The organism is Bacillus sp. V3B (genome assembly GCF_024494465.1).
Lineage (GTDB): Bacteria > Bacillota > Bacilli > Bacillales > Cytobacillaceae > Bacillus_BD.
The window spans coordinates 37,317-50,020 of record NZ_JAETXM010000008.1; the positions used below are offsets into that span (position 1 = coordinate 37,317).

10 protein-coding genes are annotated in these 12,704 nt (G+C 36.3%); 2 read left to right on the plus strand and 8 right to left on the minus strand.

The genetic code is table 11. The annotated features are described in order from the left end of the window. Positions 1–24: 24 nt before the first annotated feature. The 4 genes from JMM81_RS11130 to fabG form a co-directional block, all read right to left on the minus strand. Positions 25–1,317: a GntP family permease gene (locus JMM81_RS11130; RefSeq protein ID WP_256241647.1), complete on the minus strand. Its 1,293-nt coding sequence runs from the start codon at positions 1,315–1,317 to the stop codon at positions 25–27. 202 nt (positions 1,318–1,519) lie between these two features. After that, a complete protein-coding gene (locus tag JMM81_RS11135; RefSeq protein WP_256241648.1) occupies positions 1,520–3,115 on the minus strand; it encodes an acyl CoA:acetate/3-ketoacid CoA transferase in 1,596 nt (531 codons plus the stop codon). A gap of 124 nt (positions 3,116–3,239) precedes the next feature. After that, positions 3,240–4,460 carry a thiolase family protein gene (locus JMM81_RS11140; protein WP_256241649.1) on the minus strand — a complete coding sequence of 407 codons (1,221 nt, stop codon included), beginning with the start codon at positions 4,458–4,460 and terminating at the stop codon, positions 3,240–3,242. A 139-nt stretch (positions 4,461–4,599) separates the two neighbouring features. After that, a complete protein-coding gene (gene fabG / locus JMM81_RS11145; RefSeq protein WP_256241650.1) occupies positions 4,600–5,346 on the minus strand; it encodes a 3-oxoacyl-ACP reductase FabG in 747 nt (248 codons plus the stop codon). 424 nt (positions 5,347–5,770) lie between these two features. Between fabG and JMM81_RS11150 the strand changes: the two genes are divergently transcribed. Next, a complete protein-coding gene (locus JMM81_RS11150) occupies positions 5,771–6,688 on the plus strand; it encodes a LysR family transcriptional regulator (RefSeq protein ID WP_256241651.1) in 918 nt (305 codons plus the stop codon). A gap of 238 nt (positions 6,689–6,926) precedes the next feature. Here the strand turns inward: JMM81_RS11150 and JMM81_RS11155 are convergent, their stop codons facing one another. The 4 genes from JMM81_RS11155 to JMM81_RS11170 all read right to left on the minus strand — a co-directional run bounded on the left by JMM81_RS11155 (position 6,927) and on the right by JMM81_RS11170 (position 10,566). Next, a complete protein-coding gene (locus tag JMM81_RS11155; protein WP_256241652.1) occupies positions 6,927–7,139 on the minus strand; it encodes an aspartyl-phosphate phosphatase Spo0E family protein in 213 nt (70 codons plus the stop codon). 548 nt (positions 7,140–7,687) lie between these two features. Beyond that, the gene (locus JMM81_RS11160) at positions 7,688–8,650 is read right to left on the minus strand and encodes a DUF561 domain-containing protein (protein ID WP_256241758.1); all 963 of its coding nucleotides are present in this window, start codon (positions 8,648–8,650) and stop codon (positions 7,688–7,690) included. A 48-nt stretch (positions 8,651–8,698) separates the two neighbouring features. Next, complete coding sequence (locus JMM81_RS11165; RefSeq protein WP_256241653.1) at positions 8,699–9,478, minus strand: enoyl-CoA hydratase/isomerase family protein; 780 nt, start codon at positions 9,476–9,478, stop codon at positions 8,699–8,701. 662 nt (positions 9,479–10,140) lie between these two features. Beyond that, positions 10,141–10,566, minus strand: a complete 426-nt coding sequence (locus JMM81_RS11170) for a DUF4395 domain-containing protein (protein ID WP_256241654.1) — start codon at positions 10,564–10,566, stop codon at positions 10,141–10,143. 899 nt (positions 10,567–11,465) lie between these two features. Here JMM81_RS11170 and JMM81_RS11175 point away from each other — a divergent pair. Further along, positions 11,466–12,704, plus strand: coding sequence for a saccharopine dehydrogenase family protein (locus JMM81_RS11175; protein ID WP_256241655.1), 1,239 nt, complete (start codon positions 11,466–11,468; stop codon positions 12,702–12,704).

The following is a 12,704-nucleotide window of genomic DNA, read 5'->3' on the forward strand; positions in this document are numbered from 1 at the left end:
TCCTATAAATGCTTATCCGATTAATTAATAGAATAATGGTCCAAATAATGCGATAGCGAGTGCACCAATTATTGGTAAAATAACACTTGTTACGAAAGCATGCTTGTATCCTTTTGCATAAGCAACTCCACTTAATGTAAATATAACAACGATTACAGAGTTCCAAGGCAATGAATCAAATCCAATTGCTGTAGCCGCCATTAATCTGTGAATGAACTCTGGACTTAATCCCATACCTAAAAATTCATTTCCAAATAAATCTAAAATCATCGTTAAACTTCCTGATGATGAACCAGTCATAGCAGAAACGGTTGATACCGTTGCCATAATTTTTAAGCTGGCATTAACCGGTAGTTCAAGCAGAACATTTTTCATTACTTCAAAGAATGGAGAAGCCTCTACAACTCTGGCTACACCAACAACGACAGAAACATAAATTAAAGGTAATATACCATTTTCAACACCTTTACTTACGGTTTCTAGTTTTTTACCAAACGACTTCCAGAATAAGATAATACTGAAAATACATGCTATAATTAACCCGTAAATAATGTCCATTTTGACAACGTTAATTAATAACAAAGCTACAATAATTGGAGTAATTGATAACCATACGTTTGGTGCTGTCTTCTCTAATTGCTCCGTATTAATATCTGTTGATTCTGCTCCGTTAAACTCCTCTAAGTTAAAATGCTTTTCAGAACTTCTTAAAATCCATTTAATATATAATGCTGCTCCAATAAGGTAAACGGCTGTGGCAAGTAATCCAACTGCTGCACCGGCCATTAAGTCAGTCTCTAGTATTTTCGTTGGAATAATATTTAATATTTGTAAAGAACCAGGCAGCATTCCTACTGGAGGGATTGTTCCGATTAAGGCAATCCCAGGGAAGTAAGACCATGGTATGCGCAGTTTTTGGAACAAACTTTTTCCAATAGGAAGAATAAAGAATACGATAACAAATATACTTACTCCTCCATACAATAACAATAAAGTAATACCGATAAATGATGGCAAAGCCCACTTTTCGCCTGCTTTATTTGCAATTGTATTTGCAAGTCTCCATCCTGCGCCGCTGTCTTCGAGAATCTTACCAAATAAAGCTCCTACACAGAAAAGCAAGAGATACTGACCAGCAAAACTTGTAAATCCACTCATATATGGACCTGCCCATGATTCTGCAACTCCCAGCCCGCTAAATACAGCAATAATAGCAGTGGTAATAAGTGTTACAACTAGTAAATTGACCTTCTTCCATGCTCCAACGGCTAGAAAAATAAACCCTAATAAAATGCCAATTCCACTCAATGTTGTCATTGAAATCCCACATTTCATATAATTATTTTTTAATCTGTTATATGTTACTTATTATCATCATTGAATCCCCAGCAAACCTTGTTTCCGTACTCTTGTATTTTAATAGTCCAGTACGGGGTATTTATGAAAGAATCCCTTAATATGTTCTCCCAATCATGTATGAAGGATAAGATATGAAGGGATCCAGTTTCGTTAAAATGGTTTAAATTTTCACTAATTGTTTTTCAACCTTATCTTTTTTAGACTCTATTACATCTTTTAGTCCACCCCAAGTTTCTTGGAAGATGGCTTTATCCATTACTTTTAAATCTTCTGCAATTAATGGCGTGAAGTCCATCCACTCAAGGATATCTTTTTTAAGATCAACACCAGGAGCGATTTCAATGAGACGCAATAAACCATCTTTAATATCGAATACTGCCCGTTCCGTTACAAATAGTACCGGAAGGTTGTTTTCACTTGCGTATATACCACTGAATGTAACTTGTTCTACATACTCGAGAAATTTCTTTGCTTTCCCTTGGTTTAAAATGACTAATTTACCATTTTCAACTGTTGCTTTGGAACCTACAGTAAATGTTCCCATGAATACAGCTTTTTTCGAATTTTGGCTGATATTGATAAATCCGCCTGGTCCAACTGCTCTCTTACCAAACTGGGAGACATTTACATTTCCGTATCGATCCATTTGAGCAGAACCTAAGAAGGTTGTATCAAGACCACCGCCATCGTAGAAATCAAACATAGAAGTATGTTCAACAATGGCCTCCGCATTATAGGCAGCACCAAAATCAAGCCCTGTTGCAGGAACTCCGCCAAATACACCTAACTCAAGGGTCATTGTTAATTGATCAGCCACACCTTCTTCTGCAGCTACATTCGCTATCCCATCCGGCATGCCAATTCCAAGATTAATCACCGCATTTGGAACTAATTCCATTGCTGCACGACGTGCGATAACTTTACGAGCATCTAATGGAAGAGGTTTAATACTATTAACCGGCACTCTAAAATCCCCTGTCAATGCTTTGTTATATTGTGTACCCATTGTTTGCATATGGTATTTTTCAGTTCCGACAACGACATAGTCGATTAACGCACCTGGAACCGTTACTCTTTTTGGATGTAAAGAACCAAATTCGGCAGTATTTTTCACTTGGGCAATCACAATTCCACCGTTATTTTTAACAGCTGTGGCAAGAGCTAATGCTTCCATTGTCACTACTTCTTCTTCAGAAGTCAGGTTGCCATTTTCATCAGCAGTCGTTCCTCTGATTAAACCAACCGTAACTGGGAAGTTTTTATAACGCAGCCATTCCTCACCATCCATTTCAATGACTTCAATAATATCTTCTCCTGTTTTTTCCGTTACTCTTGCTCCTTGAAGACGTGGATCTACGTATGTGCCTAACCCAACCTTTGTAATAACACCAGGCTTTCTGCCAGCTGTAGAACGATAAATTTGGGCAATTGTCCCTTGGGGCAGCAAGTAAGCTTCAATTTTCCCTTCCGCTACGGCATTGGCCATTCTTGGCGAACTCCCAGTGTGACCGGAAATTAACCGTTTGATTAACCCTTCATGCGCAAGATGGTCAGATCCTCTTCCTTCCTGCCCATTTCCAATTCCGCATGCATGAATAAACGTAATATCCTTCGGATGATGTTCACTAAGATACCTTTCTTCAATTGAAGCAACCACTTCTTCTGCGAATGTAGCAAGTCCCATAGTTGTTGCGGCAATAACATCATTATCTTTAATTAACTTTGCAGCTTCTTGAGCCGAAATAACTTTAGACATATATCTCTCCCCCATTCTTTTCAACAAATGAACCTCTACCGAATGAATACTGTCATGAGGACATTATTCACTACTAATCAATCAGCTTATGAACCTACTAAACTGCGTATGGTGTTGATGCAATTTAAGCATTAGGATTTTTAATTAATAAAGCAATTCCCATACCGCCGCCGATGCATGCACTGGCAATCCCGTATTTCGCTTTTCTTTCAATCAGCTCGTACATTAAGGAAATCGTGATTCTTGTACCGCTCATTCCCAGTGGATGCCCAAGTGCCACGGCACCACCGTTGACATTGATGCGGTCATATAGCAGGCTGTCTAAGTACATGTCTAGTTCTTTCATGCAGCCAAGCATTTGACCTGCGAACGCTTCATTAATTTCATATAAGTCAATATCTTCTTTTGCCATGCCTGTTTTTTCAAGCAACTTACGAATCGCAAACACCGGTCCAAGCCCCATCACAGATGGATCCAATCCTGCTACAGCAAAATCAACGATTTCTGCCATTGGCGCAAGCTCTAGTTCTTTCGCTCTTTCTTCTTTCATAACCACGACTGCTGCACCACCGTCATTTAGTCCTGACGCATTACCTGCCGTAACCGTACTGTCTTTTTCAAAAGCTGGTCGCAACTTAGAAAGCGTTTCCAAAGTTGTGTGTGGCTTTGGATGTTCATCGTGTTCAAAAATGGTAACCGCACCTTTTTTGCCTTTTATTTCAACCGGCACAATTTCTTTGGCCATTCTGCCACTTTCGATTGCTGCTTTTGCTCTCATTTGGCTGTTGTAAGAAAAAAGGTCTTGGTCTTCTCTTGGAATTTCATATCGTTTTACAACATTTTCGGCTGTATTTCCCATATGCATAATTGGGAATTGCGGATATGGCTGGGCATTATGATGGAATTTTGTATTCGCATCCCGTAACTCCTGGTTTCCCATTTTGAAGCCGTCGTAACGAACTTCTAAAGGAAGATAATATGGAGCCCGAGATAAGCTTTCTGCTCCACCAGCTACAACAATTTCTGAGTTTCCAGTTAAAATATCTTGCGTCGCATTGACAATCGATTGAATGCCTGAACCACAAATCCGGTTCACTGTATAGCCTGGTACATGATCTAAGCCGGCAAGCATCGCTGCATTTCTGCCCAAGTTCGGTGCATCACCAGATGATTCTACATGGCCTAATACCACATCATCCACTAATGCAGGAGCCAACTCATTGGAACGTTTTAACGCTTCTTTAATGGCAATCGAAGCTAGTTGTTCTACCGGCACTGTTTTTAAGCCGCCCAGGAATGCTCCTACTGCTGTTCTAGCCCCGCTTGTGATAACTACTTTACCCATTTATATACACCCCTAAATATACTTGTCTTATTTGATTAATCAACTTTATGCTAAAGCCTGTTCAGGAACGAGGTTTTTTCTTAAGAGAAGCATACTTATAATACTAGTATGCTTATATCCCTGTCCATGAAAGTTCCTCTTACATATACCAACCGCCGTTAATAGATAATACTTGTCCAGTAACATACCCCGCTTCTTTTGACGCTAAGAATGCCGCTGTAGCCGCAATATCTTCCGGTTCTCCAATTCGTTTGGCAGGGATGGATTGGATCATGTTATTTTTAATTTCTTCTGGGATTTGATCTGTCATTGGCGTTCTTACAAATCCTGGGGCAATCGCATTAACAGTAACCCCTTTTTTGGCATATTCAATCGCTGCTGTTTTCGTCAAACCAATCACACCTGCTTTTGATGCAGCATAGTTTGCTTGACCAAAGTTACCTTGTAAACCTGCAATAGAAGAAGTATTGACGATTCTTCCATATCCTTGTGCAGCCATGATTTCTGCGGCTGCTTTACACGTAATAAAAGTACCTACTAGGTTTGTATCAAGAACCATTTTAAAATTATCGACTGTCATTTTTTTCAGTGATGAGTCTCTCGTAATACCTGCATTGTTCACTAGTATATCTAATTTACCAAATGCTTGAACTGTTTCTTCCATCATGGTTTTAACTTCTGTTTCATTAGTAACGTTTGCTTTAATGGCAATCGCTTTCCCACCATTTTTTGTAATTTCACTTACAACATTTTCAGCTTTCTCTGCTTCAGAATCAAAAGGGTAGTTGATAACAACTGCAGCGCCTTTTTCCGTAAAATATTTTGCCAATCCTGCTCCGATTCCTTGACTGGATCCTGTGATAATCGCTACTTGATCTTTTAACATAAATAATACGCCACCTTTTAGATATTTTTTAATATTTTGAAACCGTTTTCAATTTATTACCTAAAATATTTATGCATTAAATTGAAAGATCATATAGCAGAATTATTTCGAACTTATAAATATATTTCTGCTATAATGAACTCATACATGTCATTACCTTACACATTTATTATCACATGGCTTAGGATTTTATTGAAATACCTTTTAGATTTTCTATCTATAATCAAATAGTTATAGCTTGGATGAACTATTTTCGTAAACGCTTTCATTTCAGATCGTCTTTTTCTAGAAAGAGCCGATAAATAACCATTAATATTATTATATAACAGACTGGTTTTACACTTCTTTTAGATAACAGATAATGAAATCGCATATGCCCAACCAGAATTATTATGATAACTAAAAGGATATATGGAGGATCTATATGACAAAAGATTTATCAGGTGAATACTTAAGAGCAATTGCTGAACAAGGGAATTTTTCCAGTGCAGCTAGAGCTTTATTTATATCCCAGCCCTATTTAAGTAAATTTATTAAAAAATTAGAGGATGAATTAGGGATTGAGTTAATTAACAGAAATGAAACTCCAATCACTCTTACCTATGCTGGTGAACGGTATTTAGCCTATACGGATGAAATCGAAAAAACATATCTAAATATGAAATATGAAATAGAAGCCATTACCAATATGAAGAAAGGCCGTCTAACACTTGGGATTAATCCTATTTTAGGCTCTCATACACTCTATAATTTATTACCTCAATATATTTCGACTTATCCTGGGATTGAAATTGATTTAATTGAAGAAACTTCTATTGTGATTGAACAATTATTGCTTCAACGTAAAATTGATATCTCTTTAAATATGCTGCCTATTTTTAATCCTGATGTCATGTATGAGAGTTTATATGAGGAAAGAATATTTCTTATTGTTTCCGAAAGACATAAATATTATCGTTCAGATCAGGGCAACAACATCATACATTTTCCTATGGATATCCAAAGTTTAACGGGAGAAAAATTTATTCTACTGAAACAAGGACTTGGTTTAAGAAGACTAACAGATCAATTTTTTTATGACTATTCTGTTAAACCTGATATTATTTTAGAAACAACCAATATTGAAAATGCCTATCGATTAGCGGATAACGGAGTCGGTTTAACCATCATTCCAGAGGTGATCCTAAAAAATAACCAACTTTCCAAATCAAATATTTATACAATTGGTAAACCACCTATTAAATATAATGTAGTTGTTGCTTATAAAAAAGGCGAAGTATTATCAGCTCCGGCACTTGCTTTTCTCAATATGGCAAAAGATAATTATAAAGTGATTAATTAATAGAAGGAAATAGAATAGAAAGACAAAAACACCACAAAAAATGTGGTATTTTTGTTGATAGCGTCTTTTTCAACAACGTGGAATATGTATGATTTCAATATGGATATGCTTCGCCCTATAGTTATGAATGATGTATGTTGTCCTGTGGTTTAGACTTCTTCTTCCATATTTTTATATCCTCCAGCTGTATCACTAATCATTTTTTTGCTATTTCAGGATTTTCGACTTCCTGAAGATTTTAAGCAAGTTCTGCTGCCTGCAGATTTTTTAGATTCTTCATTTTAAAGATGATAAGTTGATCTAATTCCTGGCTACATCGTAGGGTATCTGGGCTATTTAAACCAGCTGCTCCAGCAACTTGGATCAACTCTTCTTTCAACTCATTAATCCTGATATCTAATAGGTCCACCTCTAAATGTCTATGACAATAATGCATCCGATAATAACACATACAACAATCCCCTTTATTCAAATACATTTTATTCACTATTTTTCATCCGCCGTCCACGCAAACACCGGATGCTCCCATTATACCTTGCCTTTTACTGCCCCGTCGTATTTCATCTCACCGATAGAGATTTTATAATTCCTATTATTCAAATTGTTTTTTTGAAAAATAAAAAAGACTTCCATCAGCGGGGATTTTTCTCATCCCTCACACATTTCATGATCTTACATATTTATTATCACATGGTCCACAATTTCATTGAAATAACTATTTGATTTACTATTTATAATCAAATAGTTATAGATAGAGCGAAGTGACTCCGACACAATACGAGGCCACTGAAAAAGTCTACTTTAAAGAAAGAAGGAGTTGATTACCTACTATCTATATGTAGATGGTCAACTCCTTTTGTTTACTGTATATCGGTAAAAATACCTGTTAAGGATTTAAAGGGAATAGTTTTTCAGTGGCCTCACACAATACCGGAGTCATCTACTAACTGCTTAAACTATCCATTTTATCAGGCACGACCACGAGGAATGTAAATCAACTTATGCCAAGACTAACTCTCTTTCCACTAGTGGGCTCGATTGAATATTTTGGATAGTATCTTGTGCGCTCTCAACCATCTCCTTGATGACTTGTTCGCAAGTTTTGACTTCATGAATCATCCCACTAATTTGACCAGCCATTACCGAACCTTCATCTACGTTTCCTTCAGCTACAGATTTACGTAAGGATCCTAAAGTTAATTCTTCTAGTTCATCTCTTGTTGCATTTCTTTTCTCCATTTCAAGATATCTTTCAATCATAGAATTTTTAATGCTTCGAACTGGAGCTCCTAAAGAACGGCCCGTAACCGTTGTTGCTTCATCATCTGCATTTACAACAGCTTGTTTTAAGTTTGGATGTACAGGGCATTCTTTTGTTGCTAAGAATATCGTCCCCATTTGTACACCTACTGCTCCTAAAGCCAATGCCGCTGCTACTCCTCGGCCATCAGCAATACCGCCTGCTGCTAGTACAGGAATGTTTACTGCATCAACCACTTGAGGAACAAGTGCCATTGTCGTTGTTATTCCAACGTGACCACCAGATTCTGTTCCTTCAGCAATAAGACCATCCACACCAATCGCTTCCATTTTCTTTGCAAGTTTGACAGATGGTACAACCGCAAATACTTTCACATTATGGGCTTTTAATTTTTCCATATAAGGTTTTGGTGTACCTGCACCAGTAGTAATTGCTGTAATTCCTTCTTCACAAATAACATCAATGATTTCAGGCACAGCAGGGTTCATAAGCATTACATTTACACCGAATGGTTTGTCAGTAAGTACTCTTACTTTGTTAATTTCTGAACGTACTTCATCAGCAGACATACCGCCAGATGCGATAAAACCAATTCCACCTGCATTTCCTATAGCTGCCACTAGAGGAGCTAATGAAATACGAGCCATGCCACCTTGAAAAATTGGATACTGAATTCCTAATAATTCTGTAATTGTTGTCATCATAATCTCTCCATTCATTTTTTAGTTATCTATTATTTAATAAAGTGATTACCTATTTTGATAAATTGGTTTGCGTTTTTCTTTAAAGGCTTGGATCCCTTCTTTGCGATCCTCTGTATTGAACATATCAAGGAATGAATAATTTTCGTATTGCAATGCTTGCTTTAAATCAAGTTCTGCACCTATTTGAATAACATCTTTTACATTTGAGAGGGCAATCGGTGATTTCTCTGCTAATTCATTTGCCCACTTCAATGCTTCCTCAAGAAGTTGATCATTCGGTACAACTTTATTAACTAGTCCCCATTTTTCGGCTTCTTCAGCATTAAATACTTTTCCGAAATAGATAAGCTCTTTTGCTTTCGCTTGCCCAATTATTCTTTGAAGGCGTTGTGTTCCACCTCCACCTGGAAATATCCCAACATTGATTTCTGGAAGAGCGAAGTTGGTATTTTCACTACAGATACGAAGATCACAACTTAAGGCCATTTCTAATCCACCGCCACGAACAATTCCTTTCATAGCGACAATAATTGGTTTTAAAACGGTTTCAAAAGTTGAAAAGACTTTCCTTGAACCGATAAGATATTCATGAAGACCATTACGATCCAACCCCGTCATCTCATCTAAGTTCATACCAGCTGTATAAACCTTTTCTCCTGCAGCAGTAAAAATAATGACACGAATTTGTTCATTTTTATCACATTCAAGTACTAATTGTTGTAAATCATATAACATTTCAATGGTCATGATATTTAAAGGAGGATTATTAAGTGTAATAATGGCTACTTGGTCCTTTACTTCAAAATCAAACTTATTAATATCCATATTCTCACTCCTTATATTCAAAACAAATATACTTAATATTGCTCACAACTTCACAATAATTTTTATAAAAAGTATCTTACTATAATTAATTTGGGTTTAAATGAAAATATTACTTGCAAGTAATTTTCTTGTGAATTAATTCACATTTATCTGATACATAGAATATTACAACCTAATAAATCTTTCGTCAATTAGGTTTAGGCTATATTAGTTAGACTAATTAGGCATATAATATATACCTTAAAAGGAATACTAGTGTGTATTTTAAAAACCCTCTTTACATTTCTATTTTTTTGTCTTACTTGATGACATGATCTGTGAAAAAAACAAGCTGTCATCACAGGATAATGACCAATAGAATCGCCATTAAATTATACAAGTTATAATGAATTGTATTCAAATTATCTTAAAGAAAGATCTCAAAATACGCGTTCTAGTACATGGACTGAAATGGTGGCTTCCTTCTATAGTAAATCTTACTATAATGGGGTATCTGAAATGCTAGAAGCGGTAACGGAAAGGAAACAAAATGCAAACAATCCGGTTCCTAATGGATAAGGGAATACCGATTATCGTTAAAGAGCAAGAAATCAAAAAAATGTCTGCTTGCACAAATAGATTTTTGCATCTGTGCAAGCAGACATTTTTTAAACATATGTTATTTATTGATGTGCTCGTCTATATTTGTACTGTTTCCACTGATAATGCATAAAACAACCAATGCAAAATCCGAGAATGGCTACTAATGCTGCTGTAGCAACAAGAGTGGTAAAGACATATCCCACAATATCCCAACCAAGCAAAAAACTCAAAAATCCTGCTCCTAAGCAAACAACCGCTATTTTTTGATTAAACTGCTGTTGTTCCCACTCCTCAGGAATATAGCTCTTTATTGGTTTCTTTAAAAAACGTTTGGCGATCTGCATGATAGGATTAAAACCAAAAAGAATTCCTGACAGTCCTGCAATCAAGGGGATTAATAAAAACCACTCACTATTGGTTAACCAGGTTAAAACGACACTTATGACAATGACCGATTGATTCGTTTGAACAAGCGGTCTTGGAATCGAACGAATATTTTCTAACATAAATCCCTACATCTCCCATTGGTTTTATATATTATATACTCATTCTAACCACGTTTATACTTTTTGTACAGTATTAAGTACCAAAATATTTCATAAAGAAGACTTCCATTGTTCAAAGGGGAAAATCATGAAGAATTATTTTATTTCACTCGTACTTACGATAGCCAATCTATTGATCCTGACTTCATGTTCGAATAATAACGAAATCAAGATGCAATGGACAAGGGGATTAAATAAATATTCTACCCATGAATGATTTCACATGTCGAAATTTGTAGCAATAATCATTTTGCCTATTGCTATTATTAATATATGCTGATAATATAGAGAAGCGTTAATTGGAAAGCTACTATTCAATCAATTCGAGTCTTTCCAAGCAGATAATTTTGACCACTTCTTTAAGGGAAGTTAAGGCCATACGGACAGCCGGGTCAAATGCCGATTGGCAACTTTAGTTGCCTTATTGATTGAGTTAAAAGCTCAAATTTTATAAGTTGGTTACTTTAACAACCAGTGCATATGCACATCAACTTGTGAAACGGTCAATAAGAGTAGTAAAAGTAATTATTTGCTATACAGACTCTGATCCTATTATGATATATTTTAAATATTAAAGAGCTTTCTATCATAAAGTCCTAGAACTTTTATGATAGACGTATACATATGGCTTTTGTCCTGGATATACTTATGCTTTTTTCATATTGATATTATATCTAAAGCAAGTGTTGTGCGCGATTATGCGTTTTTCACTTGCTTTTTTTGTTGTTAAAATTTTTTCGAGGGGTTCTGACAATAATCTTTTTCCTACAAACCTCCTAAATAGTAGATATACCGCTAGTTAGGTTGTGATGGAATTCCTCTTTGCTTTGCAAAATCTATTTAGTTAGGAGATTAGAGAAATGGGAAAAGCACTTATTATTGGTTGTGGAGGAGTGGCTTCAGTTTCCATCCACAAATGTGTTCAAAACAGTGATGTATTTGAGGAAATTTGTATCGCAAGTCGTACAAAATCAAAATGCGATGCTTTAAAAGAAAAATTAGATGGTGGAAAAACAAAAATTACAACTGCACAAGTTGATGCGAATAATGTTGATGAATTGATTGCTTTAATTGAAGAAGTACAACCAGACATCGTCATGAACTTAGCTTTACCATATCAAGATTTAACGATCATGGATGCTTGTCTAGCAACAAAAACAAACTATATGGATACAGCAAACTATGAGCCAGAAGATACAGCAAAATTTGAATACAAATGGCAGTGGGACTATCGCGAACGTTTTGAAAAGGCTGGTATTACGGCTCTTTTAGGTAGTGGCTTTGACCCTGGTGTAACAGGTGTATTTTCTGCCCATGCGCTTAAACATCATTTTGATGAAATTGAATATATCGATATTCTTGACTGTAATGCAGGCGATCACGGCTATCCTTTTGCCACGAATTTCAATCCTGAAATCAATATTCGTGAAGTTTCTGCAAATGGAAGATATTGGGAAAACGGTGAATGGATCGAAACGAAACCAATGGAAATCAAACGGGTTTATAATTTCCCTGAAGTTGGCGAGAAAGATATGTATTTGTTGTACCACGAAGAACTTGAATCTCTTGCTGTAAACATTCCTGGAATCAAGCGTATCCGTTTCTTCATGACATTTGGCCAAAGTTACCTTACTCACTTAAAATGTCTTGAAAATGTCGGAATGACTTCCATTGAGCCAATTGAATTTGAAGGAAAACAAATCATTCCACTTCAGTTCTTGAAAGCTGTATTACCAGACCCTGCTTCACTTGGACCACGCACGAAGGGGAAAACCAACATTGGTTGTATCTTCCGTGGTAAAAAAGATGGAAAAGATAAAACGTATTATGTGTACAATGTTTGTGATCATGAAGAATGTTTTAGAGAAGTAGGTTCTCAGGCAGTTTCTTATACAACAGGCGTTCCTGCGATGATTGGTGCGATGATGTTGATGACTGGAAAGTGGAGTAAACCAGGCGTATACAATATTGAAGAATTTGATCCAGATCCATTCATGGAAGCATTGAACAAATGGGGACTTCCATGGAAAGAAGACCTTAATCCAGAGCTTGTTGATGGTGAGCCTGCGAAAGAATTAGAGCCGGAGCTCGTTCGTTAA

Excerpts from the sequence above, each read along its gene's own strand:
- fabG (WP_256241650.1), bottom strand. The coding sequence starts at position 5,346 with ATGTTAAAAGATCAAGTAGCGATTATCACAGGATCCAGTCAAGGAATC.
- JMM81_RS11165 (WP_256241653.1), bottom strand. The coding sequence starts at position 9,478 with ATGGATATTAATAAGTTTGATTTTGAAGTAAAGGACCAAGTAGCCATT.
- JMM81_RS11130 (WP_256241647.1), bottom strand. The coding sequence starts at position 1,317 with ATGACAACATTGAGTGGAATTGGCATTTTATTAGGGTTTATTTTTCTA.
- JMM81_RS11150 (WP_256241651.1), top strand. The coding sequence starts at position 5,771 with ATGACAAAAGATTTATCAGGTGAATACTTAAGAGCAATTGCTGAACAA.
- JMM81_RS11135 (WP_256241648.1), bottom strand. The coding sequence starts at position 3,115 with ATGTCTAAAGTTATTTCGGCTCAAGAAGCTGCAAAGTTAATTAAAGAT.
- JMM81_RS11175 (WP_256241655.1), top strand. The coding sequence starts at position 11,466 with ATGGGAAAAGCACTTATTATTGGTTGTGGAGGAGTGGCTTCAGTTTCC.
- JMM81_RS11160 (WP_256241758.1), bottom strand. The coding sequence starts at position 8,650 with ATGACAACAATTACAGAATTATTAGGAATTCAGTATCCAATTTTTCAA.
- JMM81_RS11170 (WP_256241654.1), bottom strand. The coding sequence starts at position 10,566 with ATGTTAGAAAATATTCGTTCGATTCCAAGACCGCTTGTTCAAACGAAT.
- JMM81_RS11155 (WP_256241652.1), bottom strand. The coding sequence starts at position 7,139 with ATGTGTTATTATCGGATGCATTATTGTCATAGACATTTAGAGGTGGAC.
- JMM81_RS11140 (WP_256241649.1), bottom strand. The coding sequence starts at position 4,460 with ATGGGTAAAGTAGTTATCACAAGCGGGGCTAGAACAGCAGTAGGAGCA.